The organism is Citrobacter amalonaticus, assembly GCF_018323885.1.
In the GTDB taxonomy this organism is placed as follows: domain Bacteria; phylum Pseudomonadota; class Gammaproteobacteria; order Enterobacterales; family Enterobacteriaceae; genus Citrobacter_A; species Citrobacter_A amalonaticus.
The window spans coordinates 4,413,198-4,439,540 of record NZ_AP024585.1 but is presented as its reverse complement, the minus strand read 5'-3'; the positions used below and the strand labels follow the sequence as shown (position 1 = coordinate 4,439,540).

Below are 26,343 nucleotides of genomic sequence, written 5' to 3'. Positions count from 1 at the left end.
TGAGGTAAGGTATGAGCTTTTTTCACGCCAACCAGCGGGAAGCCCTGAATCAGAGCCTGGCGGAAGTCCAGGGTCAGATTAACGTTTCGTTCGAGTTTTTCCCGCCGCGCACCAGTGAAATGGAGCAAACCCTGTGGAATTCCATCGATCGCCTGAGCAGCCTGAAGCCGAAGTTTGTTTCGGTAACCTACGGCGCCAACTCTGGCGAACGCGATCGCACGCACAGCATCATCAAAGGGATTAAAGATCGCACCGGTCTGGAAGCCGCACCGCACCTGACCTGTATTGATGCGACCCGCGATGAACTGCGTACTATTGCACAGGACTACTGGAACAACGGAATCCGCCACATCGTTGCGCTGCGCGGCGATTTGCCGGCAGGCAGCGGTAAGCCCGATATGTATGCTGCCGACCTGGTGAGCCTGCTGAAAGAGGTGGCCGACTTTGATATCTCCGTCGCCGCTTACCCGGAAGTGCATCCGGAAGCGAAAAGCGCGCAGGCGGATCTGCTCAACCTGAAACGTAAAGTGGATGCCGGGGCGAACCGCGCCATCACCCAATTTTTCTTTGATGTCGAAAGCTACCTGCGTTTTCGTGACCGCTGCGTCTCTGCGGGTATCGACGTGGAAATCATCCCTGGCATTCTGCCGGTCTCGAACTTTAAGCAGGCGAAGAAGTTTGCCGATATGACCAATGTGCGCATTCCGGCGTGGATGTCACAGATGTTTAATGGCCTCGATGACGATGCGGAAACCCGTAAGCTGGTGGGAGCAAATATCGCCATGGACATGGTGAAAATTTTAAGCCGGGAAGGCGTAAAAGACTTTCATTTCTATACACTTAACCGCGCTGAAATGAGTTATGCCATTTGCCACACCCTGGGTGTCAGACCCGGTATCTAAATGCCTCGGCCCTCCCCGGAGGGCTTTATTACACCTCATTTTGATCTACATCTCTGTAACTAAAAATATAAAAGGTATCGGCTATCGAATCTGTGGATTTTTTCGACTATATCTTATCTCTGTAGGTGTATATCGTAATGTAAACACTGTAAAGGGAGCATATAGATGAGCACGCCAGACGATATCCATAACCCGACGTCCGCCGGAAAATGTCCTTTTCATCAGGGCGGCCATGACCAGAGCGCTGGAGCAGGAACAACCAGCCGTGACTGGTGGCCTAACCAGCTCCGCGTCGACTTGTTAAACCAACATTCCAATCGCTCAAACCCGCTGGGTGAAGATTTCGATTACCGCAAAGAATTCAGCAAATTAGATTATTCCGCGCTGAAAGGCGATCTCAGAGCGCTTCTCACCGAATCTCAACCGTGGTGGCCTGCTGACTGGGGAACGTATGCCGGTCTGTTTATCCGCATGGCCTGGCACGGGGCTGGTACCTATCGTTCCGTTGACGGACGCGGCGGCGCAGGTCGCGGACAGCAGCGTTTTGCTCCCCTGAACTCCTGGCCGGATAACGTGAGTCTGGACAAGGCGCGTCGTCTGCTGTGGCCAATCAAGCAAAAATACGGACAAAAAATTTCCTGGGCCGACCTGTTTATTCTGGCGGGTAACGTTGCGCTGGAAAACTCCGGCTTCCGTACCTTTGGTTTCGGTGCGGGTCGTGAGGACGTCTGGGAACCGGATCTGGATGTAAACTGGGGCGATGAGAAAACGTGGCTTGCCCACCGTGATCCGGAAGAGCTGGCTAAACGTCCTTTAGCCGCCACCGAGATGGGGCTGATCTATGTTAACCCGGAAGGTCCTAACGCCAGCGGTGAACCGCTTTCGGCGGCTTCAGCGATTCGTGCAACCTTTGGCAACATGGGGATGAACGACGAAGAGACCGTTGCGTTGATTGCCGGCGGTCACACATTAGGGAAAACCCACGGCGCAGGCCCGGCGACGCACGTCGGCCCGGACCCGGAAGTGGCACCGATCGAAAACCAGGGTTTAGGCTGGAAAAGTGATTTTGGTAGCGGTGTGGGCGCGGATGCGATTACATCCGGACTGGAAGTGGTCTGGACGCAAACCCCAACCCAGTGGAGCAACTACTTCTTCGAGAACCTGTTCAAATATGAGTGGGTACAGACGCGCAGTCCGGCTGGCGCCATCCAGTTTGAAGCAGTCGATGCGCCAGAAATCATTCCTGATCCATTCGACCCGTCGAAAAAACGTAAGCCGACGATGCTGGTCACCGACCTGACGCTGCGTTTTGATCCGGAATTCGAAAAAATTTCCCGCCGTTTCCTGAACGATCCGCAGGCGTTTAACGAAGCCTTCGCCCGTGCGTGGTTCAAACTGACCCACCGTGATATGGGGCCGAAAGCGCGTTACATCGGTCCGGAAGTGCCAAAAGAAGATCTGATTTGGCAGGACCCGCTGCCGCAACCCACCTTCAATCCAACGGAAGAAGATATCCTGAGCCTGAAGTCTGCCATCGCGGATTCCGGTCTCTCTGTCGGTGAACTGGTGTCCGTTGCGTGGGCGTCTGCGTCGACCTTCCGCGGGGGGGATAAACGTGGCGGGGCGAACGGTGCGCGTCTGGCATTAGCGCCGCAGCGCGGCTGGGATGTCAATGCGATTGCTACGCGTGCGCTGCCGGTTCTGGAGAAAATCCAGCGTGATTCCGCTAAAGCGTCGCTGGCCGATATCATTGTTCTTGCCGGTGTCGTGGGGGTTGAAAAAGCCGCCAGCGCTGCAGGTGTCAGCATTCATGTGCCGTTTACGCCTGGTCGTGTGGATGCGCGTCAGGATCAGACAGATATTGAGATGTTTGAGCTCCTCAAACCGATCGCCGATGGGTTCCGTAACTATCGCGGTGAACCTGGCGTGGCAACAACAGAGTCTCTGCTGATCGATAAAGCGCAGCAGTTGACTCTGACCGCACCAGAAATGACCGTGCTGGTGGGTGGTCTGCGCGTGCTTGGCGCGAACTACGACGGCAGTAAACATGGTGTCTTTACCGATCGTCCGGGTGTACTCAGCAATGACTTCTTCGTCAACCTGCTGGATATGCGTCACGAATGGAAACCGGTTGATGAGTCAAACGAACAGTTTGAAGGTCGCGATCGTCAGACAGGTGAAGTGAAATACACCGCTTCTCGTGCGGACCTGGTTTTTGGCTCTCATGCGGTGCTGCGTGCTCTGGCGGAAGTGTATGCCGGTAGCGATGCGCACGTGAAGTTCGTGAAGGACTTTGTTGCGGCATGGGTGAAAGTGATGAACCTGGACCGTTTCGACCTGCAGTAAGCCCACCCCTGATGTAATCTGACCCCACTTCAGCGACGGCTTGCAGTCGCTGAAGTGTATTTGTAGGGGTATAGTGTCCGCAGGAAACGTCAATCTACTGGATCTATCATGTCTGTCTCAGGAAAGGGCAATCCACTGGCAATCGGTGGTCTTATCTTGCTTACCCTTATCTGGAGCTATAGCTGGATTTTTATGAAGCAGGTCACGAGCTATATCGGCGCGTTCGACTTCACTGCATTACGCTGTATCTTCGGAGCCTTAATATTATTCCTCGTCCTCCTTTTGCGCGGCCGTGGCCTGCACCCGACGCCGTTTCGGTTTACGCTGGCGATTGCGCTGTTGCAGACCTGCGGGATGATTGGCTTCGGTCAGTGGGCGCTGGTCAGCGGCGGGGCGGGGAAAGTCGCTATCCTGACCTATACCATGCCGTTTTGGGTCGTTATTCTGGCGGCGCTGTTTCTGGGGGAGCGACTGCGACGCCTGCAATACGCCGCAATTGCCATTGCCGCAATAGGGTTACTGCTGGTGCTGCAACCGTGGCAACTGAATTTATCAACGTTGAAGAGCGCTCTGCTGGCGATTCTCTCCGGAGTCAGCTGGGGAGCGAGCGCCATTGTCGCTAAACGTCTTTATACCCGCCATCCACGCGTCGATTTGCTGTCGTTAACGGCCTGGCAGATGTTGTATGCCGCGCTGGTGATGAGTGCGGTGGCCTGGCTGGTGCCGCAGCGGGAAGTTGACTGGCAGCCGGTGGTCCTCTGGGCGCTGGGATATAGCGCGATTCTTGCGACGGCGCTGGCCTGGAGTTTGTGGCTGTTTGTCCTGAAGAATTTGCCTGCCAGTATCGCCAGCTTAAGCACCCTGGCGGTGCCGGTCTGTAGCGTGCTGTTTTCCTGGTGGCTGCTTGGTGAAAACCCCGGTCCCGTTGAGGGTGGGGGAATTGTGCTGATCGTTATGGCGCTGGCAATTGTCAGCCGGAAAAAGCGTGAGGTGCAGGTGGTCGAACAGGCCTGATGAGATAAGAAACACTCCCGGCGAGGCCGGGAGTGTAGAGCGTGTTATTCCCACTCTTGCAGATAGCGCTGACCGTACTGGTCGGCAACCAACAGTGCGGCATAAACCTGATCCGGCGTTGCGCCGCCAGGCATGTTGTGAATGGTTTCGCCTTCCGCGCAGGAGGCTTCTGCCACAATACGCATCTTCGCCGGGATATCCTGTTTGATATCCAGTTGCGCCAGCGTAATCGGCAGACCGACGGAATGGCACAGTGCGGCAACGGTCTCAATCTCTTCAACCGGCGCGTTTTCCAGAATCAGCTGCGTCAGCGTACCGAAGGCCACTTTTTCACCGTGATAATAGTGATGCGCATCCGGGATCGCCGTCAGACCGTTGTGAACCGCGTGCGCGGCAGCCAGACCGCCGCTTTCAAAGCCGACGCCGCTCAGATAGGTGTTGGCCTCAATCACGCGCTCAAGCGCCGGGGTCACGACATGCTGCTCGGCGGCGAGCATTGCTTTTTCACCCTCTTCGAGCAGCGTGTTGTAGCACAGTTCAGCCAGCGCCAGCGCCGCCTGAGTGCATTTGCCGCCCGCCATGGTGATCGCGCCGCTGCGTGAACACGCGCGTGCTTCAAACCACGTGGCCAGCGCATCACCAATCCCTGCGGCTAACAGACGCGCCGGGGCGCCGGCAACGATTTTGGTGTCGACGATAACCATATGTGGGTTGTGCGGTAGCAGCAGATAACGGTCAAATTCACCAGCATCGGTGTAGATAACGGAAAGTGCGCTGCAGGGCGCATCGGTTGAGGCGATGGTCGGGGCGATCGCCACAGGCAGGTTCATAAAGTGGGCAAGGGCTTTGGCGGTATCCAGCGTTTTACCGCCGCCGATGCCGAGCACCGCGCCACACTGCGCATTTTCCGCCACGCTGCGCAAACGGTCGATCTCGTTTTGCGAGCATTCACCGCCAAACGGCGCGACTTCCAGCGCCAGTCCTGCGTTTTTAAAGCTTTTTTCCAGTTCGCCCTGAGCGAAACCGAGAACAAATTTGTCGCCAACAACCAGCCAACGTTCAGCCAACGGCTTGAGGTATTCGCCAAGACGAGTGATGACATCTGCACCCTGGATGTACTTACCAGGGGATTGAATAATGCGATCCATACCTTATTTCCCTCACAGGTTGATGTTACCGAATGCGTTTTTCCAGTCTTGCTCAAACTTCTCAACAGCTGACTCTACCGCAGGGGTATCGAGCATTTGTTGCGCTACATCTAAAGGAAGGGTGATTGCTTCACAGCCCACCAGCAGACAGTCCAGCGCCTGGCGCGGGGTCTTGAAACTGGCGGCCAGCACTTTGCTTTTCGGGGCATGACGTTCCAGTAGCGTCTGTAATTCCTGAACGGTGCGAATACCGTCTCCGCCCTGGGCATCTACGCGGTTGACGTAAGGCGCGACATATTTTGCCCCCGCCAGCGCGGCAAGTAGTCCCTGAGAGGCGCTGTACACGGCGGTTCCCAGGGTGACTATGCCCTCTTTTTTCAACTGCTTGATGGCGACCAGTCCTTCAGAGGTTACCGGGATTTTCACCACAATTCCCGGAACGGCATTGTTCAGACGTTTAGCTTCGTTCACCATTCCCTGCGCATCGCGACTCATGGTCTGGGCAAACAGAACGCCGTTTTCGCCAATCACCTTTTGCAGACGCGGCAGAACATCCCAGATGGATTCTTTGCTTGCCGCGATAATACTCGGGTTGGTCGTCACCCCGGCGATAGGGAAGATGCGGGCCAGACGTTCGACTTCCGCCACATTGGCGCTATCCAGATACAGTTCCATTTTGCTTCCTCTTAAAGTTCAAGCTCATGTTGCAGCAGGCTGGCAATCGCGTCGGCAGACGCGGCATTCACCAGTGCATTGCGAAATTCTTCGTGCATAATGCGACGGGCCAGGCGTGAGAAAATACGCATGTGCTGGTCCCCCGCCGCGTGTTTGTTGAGCGTTAGCATGATGACGAACTGCGCCTCGTCATCTCCCCAGCGGACAGGCGCTTTCAGGCGTGCCACGCTGATAGTGGACTGCTCAATGTGTTCAGATTTGCTGTGCGGAATGGCGAAGCTGAAGCCCAGCCCGGTAGAGAATACTGCCTCACGAGCCCACAGATCGGCTTCCAGTTTGCGGGGGTAGCGGCAGCGGCTGGCGAGCAGCAGATTGTCGGTCATTCCTTTGATCACCTCTTCTTTGCTGCGCCAGTCACTGTCGAGGGTGATGCACTGGGCGGTGACCAGTGGGGCATCCTGCTGTGACATGCGGAACTGCGCCAGCAGATGCTCCACTTCCAGCGACGTGCGACAGGCCATCGCCTGATTCAGCAATTGTCGGCAGGCGCGACTGTCGAGTTGCGCCATTCGCGCTTTAGCGGCAGGAATGGCGGGGGCGCTCATGCTGATTTCATCCAGCCCCAACCCGACCAGCAATGGCAGAACGGAACCTTTTGCCCCGAGCTCGCCACACAGGCCGATCCATTTCCCCTGACGGTGCACCGCCTGCACCGCGAAATCCAGCGCGCGCAGAAAGGCGGGGTTCAGGCTGTTGTAGTGGCGGGTCACTTTGGCGTTATCGCGGTCAACGGCCAACAGGTATTGCGTCAGGTCATTGCTGCCAATACTAAAGAAATCAATCTCTTCGCAACACTGGTCGATGATGAACATCACTGACGGGACTTCCAGCATAATGCCGAGCGGGATCTTCTCATCAAATGGGATCTGTTCATTGCGAAGCTGCTGTTTGGCTTCCGCCAGTTTCTCTTTCACCCACAGGATCTCTTCCATTGAGGAGATCATCGGGATCATAATTTTCAGGCTTCCGTGCGCCGATGCGCGCAGGATCGACCGGAGCTGAGTGGTAAACAGCGCGGCGTACTCTTCATAGATACGCACGGCGCGATAGCCGAGGAACGGGTTGGCTTCAGCAGGAATATTCAGATAATCAACGGGCTTATCGCCGCCGATATCCATCGTACGCACAATAATGCTGCGCCCCTGTGCGGATTCCAGCGCCTGGCAAAAAATGTTGTACAGCTCGTTCTCGTCCGGAGCGCTGAGCCGATCCATATACAGCATTTCGGTGCGGAACAGGCCAACCGCCTCCGCGCCGTTGCCAAATGCCGCCTGCGCTTCCACGGAGTGAGCAATGTTGGCGGCAACTTCCATACGAATGCCGTCGGCCGTGCGCGCTTCCTGGGTCAGCCAGACGCGCTGTTGCTCGCGCAGCGCCTCGTGTACACGGGCTTCCTGCTGATAGTAGCGGCTGACCGGTTCATCAGGCGCGACCACCACCGCTCCTGCATTGCCATCGATATAAACTTCTTGCTGCAGCCACGGGGTTAAAGCGTCAATCGCGACACCGACCAGAGTGGGGATGTTGAATGAACGAGCAAGAATCACCGTGTGCGAAGTGGTGCCGCCGCTTTTCAACAGCAGTCCTTTGAGGAACGTTTTGTCCAGTTCCAGGAACTGGCTGGGCGTCAACTCATCCGCCATACAGATGGTGGGTTGGGTCAGCTTTCCCGGTGCCGGAAAGCGCTTTTCGCCGTAGATGTGTTGCAGCAACTGGAAACAGACGTCGCGAACGTCCAGCGCGCGTTCCTGCAAATAGCGACTGCTGGAACGGGCAAACTCATCGCAGAAATGGTTGGCGCTGTCGACAATCGCCTGCGCGCAGCTTAAGCCGCGAGAAACGCCTGCCAGCAAATGCTGACGTAAGGAGGTATCGCCCGCCAGCGAACGGTGGGCTTCCAGAATCGCACTGGTGGTGCCGTCGCTGTCGAGCAAACGAAACGCAATGTTTTTTACCAGCAGCGTTAAGCCGCGATCCAACGCCGACTGCTCGCTTTCCACATCGCCTGCCACAGGGAGTTCGCCGAGCGCGTTGAGATCCAGCGAAGAGAGAAGCGTCAGGATACCGCCCGCGCTACCACTGCAAACGCTACGGGCGCGGAAAAGCTGCGGGTTCAGGTGAGTCAATGAAACCGGTAGTGGTTCTAATTCGCTGTTACTGGCTTCTGCCAGCGGGGCATCGCAGTGGGGGAACTCGTCGCGCAGCCACAGGCTCAGGCGCTGATGGGCATCGGATTCATCTGCTCCTGTAATGAGCAACTGGCAGGGGTCGCCAGCCAGCGTATCCGTGCCAATCAACGCCAGTGCGCTCTTGGCGTTGCCCTTACGATCGGTTCGCAGGTTGTGCCACTCAATGTGTGAAGTAAAGGTGTTACACAGGGTCTCAACATGGCTTGCCGGGCGCGCATGGACGCCATTGGGCAGCTCACAGGTAAATTCCACAATCAGGGCCATTGCCTTTCTCCCATAACGGTTTTCTGTCTACAGCATAAAAGGCCTTGCTTGTTCGCTGCCATGTGACAATTCTGCCAAAAACTGGACAAATGTAATGTAAGGCGAAAAGTGGGAGACAGTTCACAAGTCCTCCCGGTATCCGTGAATTCTCTTATCCTTCAACTTATGAAGCGGATCGCATTTTTGTACTGACATTACAAAAATCCAGTAAATGGCCTTTTTATCCACTGTCTGCGACCTTGCGGATTGCCTATTGTTTGCCACAACAACGTTATGGATATGGGCAAACACCTGCCCGGGAGCGACTTATGAATGAGTTGGTACACATCCTGAAAAATACCCGTCAGCATCTGATGACGGGGGTGTCGCATATGATCCCCTTTGTGGTTGCGGGCGGCATCTTACTGGCAGTCTCCGTCATGCTGTATGGGAAAGGGGCGGTGCCTGATGCCGCGACCGATCCGAATCTCAAAAAGCTGTTTGATATCGGCGTGGCCGGGCTGACCCTGATGGTGCCTTTCCTCGCGGCGTACATTGGTTATTCCATTGCGGAACGCTCCGCGCTGGCACCATGCGCGATTGGTGCCTGGGTAGGCAACAGCTTCGGCGCCGGGTTCTTCGGGGCGCTGATTGCCGGGATTATCGGCGGCATTGTGGTGTATTACCTGAAAAAAATTCCGGTCCATAAGGTATTGCGTTCTGTCATGCCCATCTTCGTGATTCCTGTCATCGGGACCTTTATTACGGCGGGCATCATGATGTGGGGACTGGGCGAACCCGTTGGCGCGCTGACCGCCAGTCTGACCCAGTGGCTGCAAGGCATGCAGCAGGGCAGCATCGTGATGTTAGCCGTGATTATGGGGCTGATGCTGGCCTTTGACATGGGCGGCCCGATCAACAAAGTGGCCTACGCCTTCATGCTGATTTGTGTAGCGCAGGGGGTTTACACCGTCGTGGCCATTGCGGCGGTCGGGATCTGCGTGCCGCCGCTGGGCTTAGGACTGGCGACGCTGGTGGGGCGTAAAAATTTCTCTTCTGAAGAGCGCGAAGCCGGTAAAGCGGCGCTGGTGATGGGATGTGTGGGCGTTACCGAAGGGGCGATTCCTTTCGCTGCCGCTGACCCGCTGCGCGTCATTCCTTCCATCATGCTGGGTTCGGCCTGTGGTGCGGCCACGGCGGCATTGTTCGGCGCTCAGTGTTACGCAGGCTGGGGTGGACTGATTGTTCTGCCGGTGGTTGAAGGTAAGTTGGGTTATGTCGCCGCGGTGGCGGTAGGTGCGGTGGTGACGGCTATCTGTGTGAACGTGCTGAAAAGCCTGGCGCGCAAGAATGTCTCTCAGACCGACGAGAAAGAAGACGATCTGGATTTAGATTTTGAAATTAATTAAGTGAGGAGTGGCGTCATGACGAAAATTATTGCAGTAACCGCATGTCCTTCAGGTGTTGCACATACCTATATGGCCGCTGAAGCGCTGGAAAGTGCAGCCAAAGCGAAAGGCTGGGAAGTGAAAGTGGAGACGCAGGGCTCCATTGGTCTGGAAAATGAACTGACACCCGCTGATGTGGCACAGGCTGATATCGTCATTCTGACCAAGGATATCGGGATTAAATTTGAGGAGCGTTTTGCTGGTAAGACTATCGTCCGTGTCAACATCAGCGATGCGGTAAAACGCGCCGACGCGATTATGAACAAGATTGGCGCGCATCTGGCGCAAACCGCATAAGTTTTTTGTGTTCCGGATGGCGGCGCTGCCTTATCCGGCCTACGAATTTGTAGGCCTGATAAGCGTAGCGCCATCAGGCATTCATGCCCACAGGAGTTCCTCATGACCCACCGCATCCACCGCTTAAAAGCGGCACTCTTTCAGAACAGCAGGGAAATTTCGCTTGAGCGTGCAATGCTGTATACCGCCAGTCATCAACAGACGGAAGGGGAGCCGGTCATTTTACGTCGGGCTAAAGCGACCGCGTATATCCTCGAGCATGTCGAGATTTCGATTCGTGATGAGGAACTGATTGCCGGCAACCGTACCGTTAAACCGCGTGCGGGCATCATGTCGCCGGAGATGGACCCGTACTGGCTGCTTAACGAGTTGGATCAGTTCCCGACCCGTCCCCAGGACCGTTTCGACATCAGCGAAGACGATAAACGCCTCTATCGTGATGTGCTGTTCCCTTACTGGGAAAAACGGTCGATGAAGGATTTCATCAACGGTCAGATGACGGATGAGGTTAAGGCCGCCGTCAGTACCCAGATTTTTAGCATCAACCAGACGGATAAGGGACAGGGGCATATCATCATTGATTATCCGCGCCTGCTGAATCATGGGCTGGGTGAACTGGTGATGGAGATGCGCGCGCACTGCGAGCAGGCGCCGCATAACGCCTTTTATCAGGCGGCACTGCTGCTGCTGGAAGCGTCGCAGCGCCACATTCTGCGTTATGCCGTACTGGCGGAAGAGATGGCTGAACGCTGCCCTGACGTCACTCGTCGCCAGGAGTTGCTGACTATCGCTGCCAACTCGCGGCATAACGTGCAGCATAAGCCGCACACCTTCTGGCAGGCGTGCCAGTTGTTCTGGTACATGAACATCATTTTGCAGTACGAGTCCAACGCTAGTTCGCTGTCGCTGGGGCGTTTCGATCAGTACATGCTGCCGTTTTATCAGGCGTCGCTGGCGCAGGGAGATGATCCCGCATTCCTGAAAGAACTGCTGGAATCGCTGTGGGTGAAATGCAACGACATTGTGCTCCTGCGTTCGACCAGCAGCGCACGTTATTTCGCTGGCTTCCCGACCGGCTATACCGCGCTACTTGGCGGCCTGACGGAGAATGGCCGCAGTGCGGTAAACGTGCTTTCATTCCTCTGTCTCGATGCCTATCAGAGTGTGCAGTTACCCCAGCCGAATCTGGGCGTTCGCATCAACGCGCTGATTGATACGCCGTTTCTGATGAAGACCGCCGAGACTATCCGTCTGGGTACCGGTATTCCACAGATCTTTAATGATGAAGTGGTGATCCCGGCATTCCTCAACCGGGGCGTCTCGCTGGAAGATGCGCGTGACTATGCGGTGGTTGGGTGCGTGGAGTTGTCGATTCCGGGCAGAACCTACGGCCTGCATGATATCGCCATGTTCAATCTGTTGAAGGTCATGGAAATTAGCCTGTACGAGAATGAAGGTAATGGTGAGCTGACCTGGGACGGTCTGCTGGCACATATTCGCGCCAAAATCAGCCACTACATCACGCTGATGGTTGAAGGCAGTAATATTTGCGACATCGGTCATCGCGACTGGGCGCCAGTGCCGTTGCTCTCCTCGTTTATCAGTGATTGTCTGGAGAAGGGATGTGACATCACCGACGGCGGCGCGCGCTATAATTTCTCGGGTGTGCAGGGTATTGGCATCGCCAACCTCAGCGATTCTCTGCATGCGCTGAATGGACTGGTGTTTGAGCAGCAGCGCCTCCGTTTTGACGAACTTCTTGCGGTGTTAAAGGCTAACTTTGCCACGCCGGAAGGGGAAAAGATCCGCGCCAGGTTGATCAACCGCTTCCATAAATACGGTAATGACATTGATGAGGTGGACAACATCAGCGCCGAACTGCTGCGTTATTACTGCAAAGAGGTGGAGAAGTATCAGAATCCGCGTGGCGGGCAGTTTACGCCGGGTTCTTATACCGTGTCCGCACACGTGCCGTTGGGGGCGGTGGTAGGGGCGACACCGGACGGGCGGTTTTCCGGAGAGCAACTGGCGGATGGCGGCCTTTCGCCGATGCTTGGACAGGATATGCAGGGACCGACGGCGGTGCTGAAATCGGTCAGTAAGCTGGATAACACGCTGTTGTCCAACGGGACGTTGCTGAACGTGAAGTTCACGCCCGCCACGCTGGAAGGAGAGGCAGGATTACGCAAACTGTGCGATTTCTTGCGCGCCTTTACCCAGCTCAAATTGCAGCATATTCAGTTTAACGTGGTGAATGCCGAAACGCTGCGGGAAGCGCAGCTGCGACCCCAGGATTTCGCCGGGCTGGTGGTACGCGTGGCAGGGTATAGCGCCTTCTTTGTCGAGCTGTCGAAGGAGATTCAGGATGACATCATTCGCCGCACCGCGCATCAGTTGTGAGGTTGTGGAGTCGTGCGACGAGGAGGTCGCACGCATCTTCAATATTCAACGGTATTCGCTGAATGACGGTCAGGGGATCCGCACGGTGGTCTTTTTTAAAGGCTGCCCGCACACCTGCCCGTGGTGTGCCAATCCGGAATCGATCTCGCCACGAATTGAAACGGTGCGACGGGAAAGCAAATGCCTGCACTGTACGCCGTGTCTGCGTGATGCCGACGAGTGTCCTTCCGGGGCGTTTGAGCGTATTGGCCGTGATGTCACCCTGGATGAGCTGGAACGCGAGGTGATGAAAGATGACGTTTTCTTTCGCACTTCTGGCGGCGGGGTGACGCTGTCGGGCGGAGAGGTGTTGATGCAGGCGGCTTTCGCTACGCGATTCTTACAGCGTCTGCGGCGCTGGGGTGTGCATTGTGCAATTGAAACGGCAGGCGATGCCCCCGCCCGTCGGCTGCTTCCGCTGGCGAAAGCGTGTGATGAAGTGCTGTTCGATTTAAAGATCATGGAGCCTGAACGGGCCCGTGAGATTGTGGCGATGAATATGCCGCGCGTCGTGGCTAATTTGCGGATGCTGGTGGCGGAGGGCGTTAACGTGATCCCCCGTTTGCCGCTGATCCCCGGTTACACGCTCACACATGAGAATATGCAGCGCGCGCTGACGTTGCTGTTATCGCTTGGTATAAAGCAATTGCACCTGCTACCGTTTCATCTCTATGGAGAACCGAAATATCGGTTGCTCGGACAGCAGTGGGGGATGAAGGACGTCCCTGCGCCAACGGAACAGATTATTGCCCAAATGCGTGAGATGGCGGAGAACGCGGGCTTTCAGGTCACAACAGGAGGGTAATATGTCCGTGTCAACAGGACGATTTCTGGTCGCGGTGACGGCCTGCGTAAGCGGTGTGGCCCATACCTACATGGCGGCTGAACGGCTGGAGAAGTTATGCCAGCAGGAAAAATGGACCATTAAGATTGAAACGCAGGGGGCGCTTGGTACGGAAAATCGCTTAACCGAAGAGGATATCCGTCGGGCGGATGCCGTGCTGCTGATTACCGATATCGAACTGGCGGGGGCGGAACGTTTCACTCAATGCCGTTATGTCCAGTCCGGCATTAACGCCTTTCTGCGCGAACCGCAGCGTGTCATGAGCGCGGTGCGTAAGTTGCTTTCCGCTCCGCAATATACCCATCTTATTCTGGACTGACCTGCTTTTCCGTTAGCTGGCTGTGATACTGACGACGATATTCTGACGGCGAGCGTTCGGTGTTTTTACGAAACAGGCGGCAAAAGTAGTTACTGTCCACAAATCCGCAGGTGTGCGCGACTTCTTTCACTTTTAAGTCGTAGCCTTTCAACAAAGTCTTTGCGTGTTCCAGTCGCGTATGGTTCAGGTATTCGTTAAAGCCAACCGCCCCCGTTTTTTGAAACAGATGCGAGAGATAGTTCGGCGAGATATAGAACGCCTGCGCCACCGATTCCCGGGTGAGCGGTGAGGCGTAGCGCTCGTCAATGTAGTCGCGGATAGCCTCAAACAGCGCCTGGCTGCGCGAGGCAGTCTGGATCTGGCTGCCAAGCAGGTCGCGACAGTGGCTGAGCAGACTGGCGACAATCAACCGCGCCGTTTGCTGCTCCTGCGGCTGCATTTGCATTTCATTGAGCGTCTGCAGCAGAAAGGAACCGATACGCGGGCCACGGCGCGCCACGTGCTGTTTGACCAGATTCTGGTATGTTTCCCCGTCCCATTGCACCACGCTGAATCCGAGCTGTTGTTTGCCGAACAGGATACTGAGCGTAATGACCGGCACCTGCCACTGCGGAAGATTCCAGCCACCTGCTGGCACATAGAGCACATCGTATGGGGTGAGCGTGTCGGTGAGGCTGGCGTCGGTCAGTTCACCTTCCAGCACGATTTCCAGACGGGGAAAATCGACCTGATACGCCAGCGCCGGGATGGGGGTAAGCGTACTGGCAAAGAAAATCTGGCGCAGCGGCGCGGGGCCATGAATCAGGCGGGATAGAAGATGGCTGACGTCTTGATACATGATGATCCCTTGCGTTGCTCAGACAAGGAAACAGTAACTGCCAGGGTGAAAAAAGGCCACCCTAAAAAGCGTGGCCTGCTGAATGACTTACTGATTTCCGACCTGATCGCCATACGGCAGAGTGTCGTAATCAATCAGCGCATTTTTCTTGTACGGGTTACCAATCCAGCGCGTGGTTTCTTTGAACTGCGGGCTGGTGATGGAGCGCGTCGGATCGAAACCGTCGTAGGTCAGCCCGGCTAAGTCGGACCAGGTGTGGATCAGTTCCGAACTGCTGTACTTACGATTCACATCTTGTGATAAATCACGCGGATGCGCGGCCTGCCATTTGTCGGACGTCCACAACAGGAACGGCACGGTATACATGTGACGCGTCGGGTTGTCCTCGTTACGACCCTGCGTTTTATGCGGCGGGGTGTCATACACCTCTTCGCCATGGTCGGAGAAATAGAGCAGGAAGCCGTTCGGATCGGTCGCTTTATAATCCTTAATCAGGCTCGCGACGACTTTGTCGTTATACAGGTTGGCGTTGTCGTAATCGTTATACGATTCCAGCTCTTCTGCGCTCAGGCCTGGCGGAACATGATCGGTACTGCCGTCGAACTTGCCCTGGTCTTCCGGGTAACGGAATTTGTACTTAATGTGCGTGCCCAGCAAATGCACGATGATGAACTTTTTCGGTGCCGGATCAGCCATGATTTTCTTAAATGGCGTCAGCACGTTAGTGTCATATTCGCGCGCGCTTTGCGTACGCTGCTGGTTCATATAGAACTGCTCATCGGTCTGCTTAGAGAAAACCGTCAGCATGGTGTTACGGGCGGTCATCGTCTGCTGGTTTGTGATCCAGTAGGTCTTATACCCCGCCTGTTTCATCATGTTCATCAGCGACGGTTTCGTCAGATACAGGTCCGGGTTCTTCTCGTTCGCGAAGGTCAGCGCCTGTTGCAAGATTTCGATCGTGTAAGGACGTGAGGTCACGACGTTGTTAAACACGGTCAGATTCGGATCCGACTGATGCAATGCGTCCAGTTCCGGCGTGGTTTCACGCGGATAACCGTACAGACTCATGCGGCCACGTTGGGTGGATTCGCCAATCACCAGCACCAGCGTGCGCGGCGCGTCGCCGGAATTGTCTTTAAAATTGCTCAGCGGAGGCAAAGCGTGGTTCTGACTTAACAGGTTGTTAAGTGAGGTCAACTGGCGCTGATACTGGTAGTAACCAATGACAAACTGCCATGGTGCCGCCGGTTCCATACGTGAGGAGAGGCCGCTTAGCGTTTTTTCATACGGCGAGTTGCCAAACGCAGAACGAACCACAAACGGGTTCAGGATCAGCCCATACAGCAGCGCAAAAGAGACGAGCCAACGCCAGCGTCCGGGAATATAGACGGGGCGCAGTCGTGTCCAGAGAAACACGGCGACGACGGTATAGGCCAGCGCAATGGCGATAATCTTCAGGCTGAAGTATTGGCTCAGGTATTCGCTGGCTTCGTTGGCGTTAGTCTCAAACATCACGAACAAGACGCTTTGCGAAAACTCTTGCCCGTAGATGACGTAATAGCAGAGCGTGGCCAGCGACGTCGCCCATAACACGATCCCCACCACCGCAGCAATAATGCGGGTCCGACTCGGGAACAGGAAAATTGGGATTAGCCAAAGGGAGCTGTAAAGCAACGAGTCACGCAGTCCGTTGGTACCGCTGAAACCCGTAATTAAAATAATGGCCTGTAATAAAGAGGAGAAAAACCAAAAATAGAGAAGCGCCCAGCCAAGGGCTTTCCAGCTAAATGATGGCGTAGACTGGAGGGTTGTGGATTGCATATTGTCAGCCTGTCTTTAAACGTGGTGCCAAACGTAGCGACTAAACCTTAAGAGAATCTGAAGCACCGGTGCAAAGGCACACGTTGCTCTGAAAAATCTCACGGTGGAAAAAACAGACAGAAATATAGTGAATGTGCGGAGGTTATGACAGAACTATTTCAACCCCCTCGCGCGCAATAGCACGAGAGGGGGTTAGGGGGAAAATTAGCCGGTATTACGCATACCTGCCGCCACGCCGGCAATGGTGACCATCAGCGCTTGTTCAACGCGAGGATCGGGCTCTTTGCCCTGTTGTTCCGTCAGTCGTGAGCGGTGTAACAGCTCGGCCTGCAGAACGTTCAGCGGGTCGGTGTAAATATTCCGTAACTGGATAGACTCGGCAATCCACGGGAGATCGGCCATCAGATGTGAATCGTTGGCAATCGCCAGCACCACTTTGATGTCTTCTTCCAGCAGTTCGCGCAGCTCCTTGCCCAGCGGCCACAGCGCTTTCGCGACCAGGCGCTGATCGTAGTATTCTGCCAGCCACAGATCCGCTTTTGAGAACACCATTTCCAGCATGCCGAGACGGGTGGAGAAGAACGGCCAGTCGCGGCACATCGCTTCCAGTTCGCTCTGCTTACCATCTTCCACCACTTTTTGCAGCGCGGTGCCGGCACCGAGCCAGGCTGGCAACATCAGGCGGTTCTGCGTCCAGGCGAAAATCCACGGAATAGCGCGCAGAGATTCCACACCACCGGTCGGGCGACGTTTCGCTGGACGCGAACCGAGCGGCAGTTTGCCCAGTTCCTGTTCCGGCGTTGCGGAGCGGAAGTACGGGACAAAGTCTTTGTTTTCACGCACGTAGCCACGGTACACGTCACAGGAGATGACTGAAAGTTCGTCCATGATATGACGCCAGGCGTCTTTCGGCTCTGGCGGCGGCAGCAGGTTCGCTTCCAGAATGGCGCTGGTGTATAGCGACAGGCTGCTGACGGTGACTTCCGGCAGACCGTATTTGAAACGGATCATCTCGCCCTGTTCGGTCACGCGCAGACCGCCTTTCAGGCTGCCCGGTGGTTGTGAAAGCAGGGCGGCATGGGCCGGTGCGCCCCCGCGACCGATAGAACCACCGCGACCATGGAACAGCGTCAGTTCGATACCGGCTTTCTCGCAAGTTTTGATCAACGCATCCTGCGCCTGATATTGCGCCCAGGAGGCGGCCATTACGCCGGCATCTTTTGCCGAGTCGGAATAACCAATCATCACCATCTGCTTGCCCTGAATCAGACCGCGATACCAGTCGATGTTCAGCAGTTGGGTCATGACGTCGTCGGCATTGTTCAGGTCGTCAAGGGTCTCGAACAGCGGGGCCACCGGCATGGCAAAGCCAATTCCGGCTTCTTTCAATAGTAGATGCACAGCCAGCACGTCAGATGGCGTTTTTGCCATTGAGATGACGTAGGCAGCAATCGACCCTTTCGGCGCTTCGGCGATGACTTTACAGGTGTCGAGCACTTCACGAGTGTCATTACTCGGCTCCCAGTTGCGCGGTAGCAGCGGGCGTTTGGAGTTCAGCTCACGGATCAGGAAGGCCTGTTTGTCCGCTTCTGACCAGCTTTCGTAATCACCAATGCCGAGGTAGCGGGTCAGTTCACCCAGCGCTTCGGTGTGGCGGGTGCTTTCCTGGCGGATATCAATACGCACCAGCGGGACGCCAAAACATTTCACACGACGCAGGGTGTCGAGCAGTTCACCGTTGGCGATAATGCCCATGCCGCAAGCTTGTAACGACCGGTAGCAGGCGTACAGCGGTTCCCATAGCTGTTCGTTTTGTGTCAGCAGACCTGCCGGTTTCGGCAGCTTCTCGCCTTTCAGACGCGCTTCCAGCCAGGCCTGGGTTGCCATCAGGCGCGAGCGCAGGTTTTTCATCAGATAGCGGTAAGGCTCCGAAGCGCCTTCTTCACCGACCATCGCTAACAGTTCCGGCGTGGCATCGACCATCGACAGCTCGGAAACCAGAACCTGAATATCTTTCAGGAACAGGTCGGTTGCTTTCCAGCGGCTCAGCAGCAGAACGTGGCGGGTGATATCTGCGGTTACATTCGGGTTGCCGTCACGGTCGCCGCCCATCCATGAGGTGAAACGGACCGGAACGAAATCAACGGGTAACTGGTAGCCCAGATTATCTTCCAGCTGTTCGTTCAGCTCGCGTAAATAGTTCGGTACGCCCTGCCACAGGCTGTTCTCGACCACCGCGAAGCCCCATTTGGCTTCATCAACCGGGCTTGGGCGCAGCTTACGAATTTCATCGGTGTGCCAGGACTGGGCAATCAGCTGGCGCAGACGGCGCATCAACTGGTGGCGTTCGTATTCAACGATATCTTTGTTATCGAGCTGCTTCAGACAGGCGTTGATTTCGCCCATTTTGTGGATCAGTGTGCGACGGGTAATTTCCGTCGGATGTGCGGTCAGCACCAGCTCAAGAGACAACGACTCTACCGCTTTTTTGATGATGGCGTCGTTCAGCTCTGGCTGGTTTTTCAGTTTACGCAGGGTGCGGGCAATCACTTCCGGGTTGCTGGCGCCTTCGCCTTTTGGCGAACTGCTGTGATATTGCTCGGCGGTATTGGCCAGGTTCAGGAACTGGCTAAACGCGCGTGCGACCGGCAGCAACTCGTCATTCGACAAATTCTGTAACGTGGTGAGCAACTCCTGGCGATTTGCTTCATTGCCAGCGCGTGAGGATTTAGACAGCTTACGGATTGTTTCTACGCGATCAAGAATGTTCTCTCCCAGCGCATCCTTGATGGTTTCTCCCAGCACTTTGCCGAGCATACTGACATTACTACGCAACGCGGAATATTGTTCGTTCATATTAACCCAGACACCCCATCTTTAATCTATGAGTCCTGTATCTTTCACGCCACAGCGGCGTTGGCTGCGCTCGCCCACCCAGGTCACTTACTTATGTAAGCGCCCTGGAATGGGCTTGTTTGCCGCCTTGCTGTGACACGAAATCTTTCGGACTTTGTTTAGTAGTCGTCTTTTATAAAGCCACGTAAAACCCGTGGCGTCAATTGCGGCGAAATCGGTTCAGCAAACGAATAAATGCGGGTAATTTACGAAATTTAATTCATATCCAGCCAGATAAGAAATGCTTATCGGAATGTGAAAATGCATTGCCGGATGGCGCTGCGCATATCCGGCCTACCATCGGAGGTAGGCCGGGAAAGCGGGTAGTTCGATCAGTGCCAGCAGAAGTGGTGCACGACCTGGGTGATTAACTCACGGGTGGGCTTAATAAAACGCGTCTCGAGATATTCGTCAGGCTGGTGCGCCTGATTGATTGAACCCGGTCCCAACACCAGCGTTGGGCACAGGGTCTGAATAAACGGCGCTTCGGTGCAGTAGTTCACGACATCGGTTTTTTCGCCCAGCAGTTTCTCCACTACCTCGACAAGCTGATGGTCCGGCGGACACTCGTAACCAGGGATCGGCGGATGGAGTTCGGCAACGGTCAGACGACCCGGCCAGCGTTCGCTCACTGGCGCCAGGGCTTCCGTCAGCAAACCATCCAGATCGCCCAGCGTCATGCCCGGCAGCGGACGGATATCCATATGCAGTTCACAGCAGGCACAAATTCGGTTCGACGCATCGCCACCGTGCAGACTACCCAGATTCAGGGTGGGATATGGTACGGTGAACGCGTCGTAGTGATAACGCGCTTTCAGGGTATCGCGCAGTTGCATAATGCGACCAATCGCGTCGTGCATCAGTTCGATGGCGTTCACGCCGCGTGCCGGATCGCTGGAGTGACCGGACTGGCCCATCACCCGTACCGCCGTCGAGATATGACCTTTGTGAGCGCGAATCGGCTGTAGCGACGTGGGCTCACCGATGATCGCGCAATCAGGACGAATCGACGCGTTTTCCGAGAAGTAACGCGCCCCCGCCATACTGGTCTCTTCATCTGCCGTCGCCAGGATGTAGAGCGGTTTTTTCAGTTGTGTCACATCAACGTCGCGAAGCGCGTCGAGAATAAATGCGAAGAAGCCCTTCATATCTGCGGTACCCAGACCGTAGAGCTTATTGTCATGCTCGGTAAGGGTGAAGGGATCGCGCGTCCAGCGCCCATCGTCAAACGGTACGGTGTCGGTATGACCCGTGAGCAGTAAGCCGCCTGCTCCTTGTCCGGTGCTGGCCAGCAGATTGAATTTATTGCGGGTTCCCGGGACCGGTTGAATCTCAACGTTGAAACCGAGATCGCTGAACCAACCCGCCAGCAGATTGATTAAAGACTCATTGCTCTGATCCAGTGCTTCTTCGGTAGCGCTGATGGACGGCGTGGCAATCAGCGCGCGGTAGATCTCGATAAATGGCGGTAAGTTCATTTTCATTGTTGACACACCTTAGGTCGTGATAGTATCAATATTCATGCAATAAATGTGCATAAAAATACATTAACGTTGAGCATAAAGGAACCTGATGTTGAATACGCTGATTGTAGGCGCTAGCGGTTATGCGGGCGCAGAGCTTGTAAGCTACGTGAATCGCCACCCTCATATGACCATAACCGCTTTGACCGTCTCAGCGCAAAGCAATGATGCGGGAAAGTTAATTTCTGATTTGCATCCACAGCTTAAAGGCATCGTCGATCTGCCGTTGCAGCCGATGTCTGATATCAGCGAGTTTACCGATGGCGTGGATGTGGTGTTTTTAGCCACCGCCCACGAAGTCAGCCATGACCTGGCGCCGCAATTTCTGGCTGCCGGTTGTGTGGTCTTCGACCTTTCCGGTGCCTTCCGCGTGAACGATGCCGGCTTCTATGAAAAATACTATGGCTTCACCCATCAGTATCCCAACCTGCTTGAGCAGGCGGTCTACGGTCTGGCGGAGTGGAGCGCCGACAAACTGAAAGAGGCGAATCTGATTGCGGTGCCGGGGTGTTATCCCACGGCGGCGCAACTTTCTTTGAAACCCCTGATTGATGCCGGACTGCTGGATTTGACGCAATGGCCGGTGATCAACGCGACCAGCGGGGTGAGCGGAGCGGGACGTAAAGCGGCATTGTCTAACAGCTTCTGCGAAGTGAGCCTGCAACCGTATGGCGTGTTTACCCATCGTCATCAGCCGGAGATCGCCACCCATCTGGGAACGGACGTGATTTTCACCCCGCATCTGGGCAATTTCCCGCGCGGGATCCTGGAAACGATCACTTGTCGACTGCAGCCGGGCGTGACCGCTGCGCAGGTCGCGCAGGTATTACAGCAGGCGTATGCGGATAAACCGCTGGTGCGTCTGTATGACAAAGGCGTTCCGGCGCTGAAGAATGTCGTTGGGCTGCCGTTCTGCGATATCGGTTTTGCCGTGCAGGGTGAACATTTGATCGTGGTGGCAACCGAAGATAATTTGTTGAAAGGCGCCGCCGCACAGGCAGTGCAGTGTGCCAATATCCGTTTCGGCTTTGCTGAAACGCAGTCTCTTATTTAAGGGTGCAATGATGAGTCCATTAATTATCAAGCTGGGTGGCGTATTACTGGATAGCGAAGAGGCGCTGGAGCGTCTTTTTACTGCGCTGGTGAACTATCGCGAGTCGCATCAGCGTCCGCTGGTCATTGTCCATGGCGGCGGTTGTGTCGTTGATGAGTTGATGAAAGGGCTCAACCTGCCGGTGAAAAAGAAAAACGGCCTGCGTGTGACGCCTGCTGACCAGATCGACATCATCACCGGTGCGCTGGCGGGAACGGCGAACAAAACGCTGCTGGCCTGGGCGAAGAAACACCACATCGCCTCCGTAGGCCTGTATCTTGGCGATGGCGATAGCGTAAAAGTGACCCAGCTCGACGAAGAGCTTGGCCATGTTGGACTGGCGCAGCCGGGTTCACCTACGCTGATTAACACGCTGCTGGAAAATGGTTTTCTGCCAGTCGTCAGCTCGATTGGGGTGACGGAAGAAGGGCAGTTGATGAACGTGAACGCGGACCAGGCGGCGACAGCGCTGGCGGCGACGCTGGGCGCGGATCTGATCCTGCTTTCCGACGTGAGTGGTATTCTCGATGGTAAAGGTCAGCGCATTGCTGAAATGACCGCCGCGAAAGCGGAACAACTGATCGACCAGGGTATTATTACCGATGGCATGATTGTGAAGGTCAATGCCGCGCTGGATGCTGCACGCACGCTGGGTCGTCCGGTGGATATCGCCTCCTGGCGTCATGCCGAGCAACTCCCGGCGCTGTTCAACGGCACGCCGATCGGTACACGTATTCTGGCTTAACTATTAATGTGCCGGATGGCGGCTTCGCCTTATCCGGCCTGCATGGGTTTTGTAGGCCCGGTAAGCGCAGCGCCACCGGGCAAAAATATCAAATTAAGGAAATTCGTTATGGCACTTTGGGGTGGGCGTTTTACTCAGGCAGCAGATCAGCGGTTCAAACAGTTCAACGATTCGTTGCGCTTTGATTACCGCCTGGCGGAGCAGGATATTGTTGGCTCTGTGGCCTGGTCCAAAGCGTTGGTTACCGTTGGCGTGTTGACCGCTGACGAACAACTTCAGCTCGAAGAGGCGTTGAACGTACTGCTGGAAGAGGTTCGCGCTAATCCGCAGCAGATCCTCGAAAGCGATGCCGAAGATATTCACAGCTGGGTGGAAGGCAAACTGATCGACAAAGTCGGTCAGTTAGGTAAAAAGCTGCATACCGGGCGTAGCCGTAATGACCAGGTCGCTACCGATTTGAAACTGTGGTGCAAAGAGACGGTAACCGAACTGCTTACCGCCAATCGTCAGTTGCAGAGCGCACTGGTCGAGACGGCGGAAAATAACCAGGATGCGGTGATGCCGGGGTACACCCACCTGCAACGTGCGCAGCCGGTGACGTTTGCGCACTGGTGCCTGGCGTATGTCGAAATGCTGGCGCGTGATGAAAGCCGTCTGCAGGATGCGTTAAAGCGTCTGGACGTTAGCCCATTAGGCTGTGGTGCGCTGGCCGGGACCGCCTATGAAATCGATCGTGAACAGCTGGCGGGCTGGCTGGGATTTGCCTCGGCCACGCGTAACAGTCTGGACAGCGTCTCCGATCGTGACCACGTGCTGGAACTGCTGGCCGACGCCTCTATCGGTATGGTGCACCTGTCGCGTTTTGCCGAAGATCTGATTTTCTTTAACACCGGTGAAGCGGGCTTTGTTGAGCTTTCCGATCGCGTGACCTCCGGTTCTTCATTGATGCCGCAGAAGAAAAACCCGGACGCGCTGGAGTTGATTCGCGGTAAATGTGGCCGTGTGCAGGGCGCATTGACGGGCATGATGATGACGCTGAAAGGACTTCCACTGGCCTACAACAAAGATATGCAGGAAGACAAAGAAGGCTTGTTCGACGCGCTCGACACCTGGCTGGACTGCCTGCATATGGCTGCGCTGGTGCTGGACGGCATTCAGGTGAAACGTCCGCGTTGCCAGGAAGCGGCGCAGCAGGGGTACGCTAACGCTACCGAACTGGCGGATTATCTGGTCGCGAAAGGCGTGCCGTTCCGTGAAGCGCACCACATCGTCGGTGAAACGGTTGTTGAGGCGATTCGTCAGGGGAAACCGCTGGAAGACCTGCCGCTCGCCGATCTGCAGAAATTCAGTAGCGTCATCGGCGATGATGTATACCCGATCCTCTCTCTGCAGTCGTGTCTGGACAAACGTGCCGCGAAGGGCGGGGTGTCTCCGCAGCAGATCGCACAAGCGATCAGCTACGCGAAGGCGCGTCTGGCATAACGGGTATTCTGGCTTATCTGGCCTGGCGAGATGCCAGGCTTTTTTATGCCATCACGCGAAGATTACTGTCCGTAATAAGCATTCGCGCCGTGTTTTCTCAGGAAATGTTTATCCAGCAGCGTGGGTTGCATGGCGGGAATTTGAGGCTGTAACTGCTGAGTAAACAAATTCATATAAGCGATTTCTTCCAGTACCACGGCGTTATGCACGGCGTTAGCAGGATCAGAACCCCAGGCGAAAGGCCCATGGCTGTTGACCAGTACCGCCGGGATCTGTTCCGGTGAGAGCCCGCGCTGCGCAAAGGTTTCGATAATCACGCTGCCAGTTTCATATTCATAGCGACCATTAATTTCGTCGTCATGCATCGGGCGCGTGCAAGGAATGGTTCCGTAAAAATAATCCGCATGCGTGGTGCCTAAAGCCATTAAGTCTTTTCCGGCCTGCGACCAGATAGTGGCGTGTCGGGAATGCGTATGTACGATGCCGCCAATCGTCGGGAAAGCGCGATAGAGCGCTAAATGCGTGTCGGTATCTGATGATGGCTTTTTATTTCCCTCAATAACGTTGCCGCTTTGTACATCCACCACCACCATATCGTCCAGACCCATATGGTTATATTCCACTCCGGAAGGTTTGATGACCATAATACCTTTTTCACGATCGATGCCGCTGACGTTACCCCAGGTAAACGTTACCAGTTTATGCGCAGGCAGGGATAAATTCGCCTCGAGAACGTGTTGTTTTAACGTATTCATTGTTGACTCCAGAATATAGGAAGCATGTTATTTAACAGCATTAATGACTTAACGATGGATAACATAAAATATGTGCCGCGTTTTTATTTAAATTACGCCGAATAAATAGGATGTAAAACGTAGTCAGGCGCGTCATGGCAAGAAAAAGTCATACTCGGTCACATTCGGGCATATTTGGTCAATCCTAAGATGACCATTTATGTTTGTTTGCGTGTTTTCAGGTTACGGCAGGCGTGCAAAACAAGCGTATTTTGTGAGTTTTATCACCTTACATGTTGACTGGTTGCTGTTATTTCATTGTTTATTGTGATGAGTATCGTTCAATTGTTCGCGGGCTTTTTCAATGGAATATTTCTTGAAATTAATCACTTTAATTCCGGGTGGAAACGTTAATTATAAGACCATGTAAAATGATACTTAGCGGATCCCTATTATGCTGCAGGCAGAACGTTACAAAATGATTTGTGCCCATGTGCAAAAACAAGGGGCGGTACGGGTAACGGAGCTGTCGCAATTATGTCAGGTATCACCGGAAACCATTCGCCGGGATCTGAGAGTATTAGAACGTAACAAACGATTGACCCGCAGCTTTGGCGGCGCGGTTTCTCTGGATGCGCCAGAGGCGACGGCAGCGGCGATAGAGGGGACGGCATGGCAGGCGAGCAGCGTGGACCGCGCCGAATCATTTCGCAAGCGTACCGAGGAACATCCTGATATCAAAACTAAAATCGCCAAGGCAGCGTTACAGTTTATCCATTCTGGCGATTGCATTCTGATGGACAACAGCAGTACCTGCTGGTTTCTGGCCCGGCAAATTCCGGACATTGATATTACCGTGGTGACCAATTCGCTACGCATTATCCAGGCGCTGGCCTGTCGGGATAAAGTGCGCATTATCGGTATTGGGGGTGAGTATTCTGAACGCCACGATGATTTCCATGGACCCGTTGCCGAGAGTGCTATTCGAAATTTTCAAATTAATAGTTTTTTCTTTTCCTGTCAGGGAGTAAATCTGGAAAATGGCATACGTGATGGCAGTGAAATAAATGCCAGATTAAAGCAGGTTATGTTACAGGTTTCCGGGCAAAAGATCCTTCTGGTGGATTCCAGTAAATTTGAACAATACGCCTTCAGTAAAATATGTATGCTGGATGAAATCGATATTATGGTAACTAATAGCTGTATTGATCAACGTTATCGTGCGCAATACCCACAGCTAAATGTGGTGGAAGTCGATAAGTAGTGTGTGTTAGCCGTTATCTGAATA

At 54.9% G+C, this 26,343-nt stretch carries 20 protein-coding genes; 12 read left to right on the top strand and 8 right to left on the bottom strand.

Features of this window, described 5'->3' with window-relative positions; all coding sequences use genetic code 11:
- The first annotated feature begins 11 nt into the window (after window positions 1-11).
- The 3 genes from metF (at window position 12) to KI228_RS20950 (ending at window position 4,262) form a co-directional block, all read left to right on the top strand.
- Complete coding sequence (gene metF / locus KI228_RS20960; RefSeq protein ID WP_042998936.1) at window positions 12-902, top strand: methylenetetrahydrofolate reductase; 891 nt, start codon at window positions 12-14, stop codon at window positions 900-902.
- Window positions 903-1,067: 165 nt separating this feature from the next.
- Window positions 1,068-3,248, top strand: a complete 2,181-nt coding sequence (katG, locus tag KI228_RS20955; protein WP_042998937.1) for a catalase/peroxidase HPI — start codon at window positions 1,068-1,070, stop codon at window positions 3,246-3,248.
- A 108-nt stretch (window positions 3,249-3,356) separates the two neighbouring features.
- On the top strand, window positions 3,357-4,262 hold the full coding sequence (locus KI228_RS20950; protein WP_054176974.1) for a DMT family transporter: 906 nt from the start codon (window positions 3,357-3,359) through the stop codon (window positions 4,260-4,262).
- 44 nt (window positions 4,263-4,306) lie between these two features.
- Here the strand turns inward: KI228_RS20950 and gldA are convergent, their stop codons facing one another.
- Genes gldA through ptsP form a run of 3 tightly spaced genes read right to left on the bottom strand, consistent with a single transcriptional unit; the run spans window position 4,307 to window position 8,598 of the window.
- On the bottom strand, window positions 4,307-5,410 hold the full coding sequence (gene gldA, locus KI228_RS20945) for a bifunctional L-1,2-propanediol dehydrogenase/glycerol dehydrogenase (RefSeq protein ID WP_061069494.1): 1,104 nt from the start codon (window positions 5,408-5,410) through the stop codon (window positions 4,307-4,309).
- 12 nt (window positions 5,411-5,422) lie between these two features.
- The gene (gene fsa / locus KI228_RS20940; RefSeq protein ID WP_042998940.1) at window positions 5,423-6,085 is read right to left on the bottom strand and encodes a fructose-6-phosphate aldolase; all 663 of its coding nucleotides are present in this window, start codon (window positions 6,083-6,085) and stop codon (window positions 5,423-5,425) included.
- Window positions 6,086-6,096: 11 nt separating this feature from the next.
- Window positions 6,097-8,598, bottom strand: coding sequence for a phosphoenolpyruvate--protein phosphotransferase (gene ptsP, locus KI228_RS20935; protein ID WP_061069495.1), 2,502 nt, complete (start codon window positions 8,596-8,598; stop codon window positions 6,097-6,099).
- 308 nt (window positions 8,599-8,906) lie between these two features.
- Between ptsP and KI228_RS20930 the strand changes: the two genes are divergently transcribed.
- The 5 genes from KI228_RS20930 (at window position 8,907) to KI228_RS20910 (ending at window position 13,924) form a co-directional block, all read left to right on the top strand.
- A complete protein-coding gene (locus tag KI228_RS20930; protein WP_044257488.1) occupies window positions 8,907-9,986 on the top strand; it encodes a PTS fructose transporter subunit EIIC in 1,080 nt (359 codons plus the stop codon).
- 15 nt (window positions 9,987-10,001) lie between these two features.
- Entirely contained in the window at window positions 10,002-10,322 is a 321-nt protein-coding gene (locus tag KI228_RS20925; RefSeq protein ID WP_044257490.1) for a PTS fructose-like transporter subunit IIB, read from the top strand.
- Between the two features lie 102 nt (window positions 10,323-10,424).
- On the top strand, window positions 10,425-12,722 hold the full coding sequence (locus KI228_RS20920) for a formate C-acetyltransferase (protein WP_061069496.1): 2,298 nt from the start codon (window positions 10,425-10,427) through the stop codon (window positions 12,720-12,722).
- Entirely contained in the window at window positions 12,688-13,566 is an 879-nt protein-coding gene (locus tag KI228_RS20915; protein WP_044257494.1) for a [formate-C-acetyltransferase]-activating enzyme, read from the top strand. The genes KI228_RS20920 and KI228_RS20915 overlap by 35 nt, the downstream gene beginning before the upstream one ends.
- A gap of 1 nt (window position 13,567) precedes the next feature.
- Window positions 13,568-13,924: a PTS fructose-like transporter subunit IIB gene (locus tag KI228_RS20910; RefSeq protein WP_042998943.1), complete on the top strand. Its 357-nt coding sequence runs from the start codon at window positions 13,568-13,570 to the stop codon at window positions 13,922-13,924.
- Here KI228_RS20910 and KI228_RS20905 read toward each other — a convergent pair.
- The 4 genes from KI228_RS20905 to argE all read right to left on the bottom strand — a co-directional run bounded on the left by KI228_RS20905 (window position 13,911) and on the right by argE (window position 20,962).
- Entirely contained in the window at window positions 13,911-14,762 is an 852-nt protein-coding gene (locus KI228_RS20905; protein ID WP_042998944.1) for a helix-turn-helix transcriptional regulator, read from the bottom strand. The two genes, KI228_RS20910 and KI228_RS20905, sit on opposite strands and share 14 nt — an antisense overlap.
- An 87-nt stretch (window positions 14,763-14,849) precedes the next feature.
- Window positions 14,850-16,583 carry a phosphoethanolamine transferase CptA gene (locus KI228_RS20900; protein WP_044257495.1) on the bottom strand — a complete coding sequence of 578 codons (1,734 nt, stop codon included), beginning with the start codon at window positions 16,581-16,583 and terminating at the stop codon, window positions 14,850-14,852.
- A 204-nt stretch (window positions 16,584-16,787) separates the two neighbouring features.
- A complete protein-coding gene (gene ppc, locus KI228_RS20895; RefSeq protein ID WP_042998946.1) occupies window positions 16,788-19,439 on the bottom strand; it encodes a phosphoenolpyruvate carboxylase in 2,652 nt (883 codons plus the stop codon).
- Between the two features lie 371 nt (window positions 19,440-19,810).
- Window positions 19,811-20,962, bottom strand: a complete 1,152-nt coding sequence (gene argE / locus KI228_RS20890; RefSeq protein ID WP_044257496.1) for an acetylornithine deacetylase — start codon at window positions 20,960-20,962, stop codon at window positions 19,811-19,813.
- Window positions 20,963-21,050: 88 nt separating this feature from the next.
- Here argE and argC point away from each other — a divergent pair, with 88 nt between their 5' ends.
- The 3 genes from argC to argH all read left to right on the top strand — a co-directional run bounded on the left by argC (window position 21,051) and on the right by argH (window position 24,321).
- Window positions 21,051-22,055, top strand: coding sequence for an N-acetyl-gamma-glutamyl-phosphate reductase (gene argC / locus KI228_RS20885; RefSeq protein ID WP_044265228.1), 1,005 nt, complete (start codon window positions 21,051-21,053; stop codon window positions 22,053-22,055).
- Between the two features lie 7 nt (window positions 22,056-22,062).
- A complete protein-coding gene (gene argB / locus KI228_RS20880) occupies window positions 22,063-22,839 on the top strand; it encodes an acetylglutamate kinase (protein ID WP_086512777.1) in 777 nt (258 codons plus the stop codon).
- A gap of 108 nt (window positions 22,840-22,947) precedes the next feature.
- Window positions 22,948-24,321 carry an argininosuccinate lyase gene (gene argH, locus KI228_RS20875; protein ID WP_061069497.1) on the top strand — a complete coding sequence of 458 codons (1,374 nt, stop codon included), beginning with the start codon at window positions 22,948-22,950 and terminating at the stop codon, window positions 24,319-24,321.
- Between the two features lie 62 nt (window positions 24,322-24,383).
- On the opposite strand, the gene araD is transcribed toward argH, so the two are convergent.
- The gene (araD, locus tag KI228_RS20870; RefSeq protein ID WP_061069498.1) at window positions 24,384-25,076 is read right to left on the bottom strand and encodes an L-ribulose-5-phosphate 4-epimerase; all 693 of its coding nucleotides are present in this window, start codon (window positions 25,074-25,076) and stop codon (window positions 24,384-24,386) included.
- A gap of 433 nt (window positions 25,077-25,509) precedes the next feature.
- Here araD and KI228_RS20865 point away from each other — a divergent pair, with 433 nt between their 5' ends.
- Window positions 25,510-26,319: a DeoR/GlpR family DNA-binding transcription regulator gene (locus tag KI228_RS20865; protein WP_042998952.1), complete on the top strand. Its 810-nt coding sequence runs from the start codon at window positions 25,510-25,512 to the stop codon at window positions 26,317-26,319.
- Window positions 26,320-26,343: the final 24 nt, after the last annotated feature.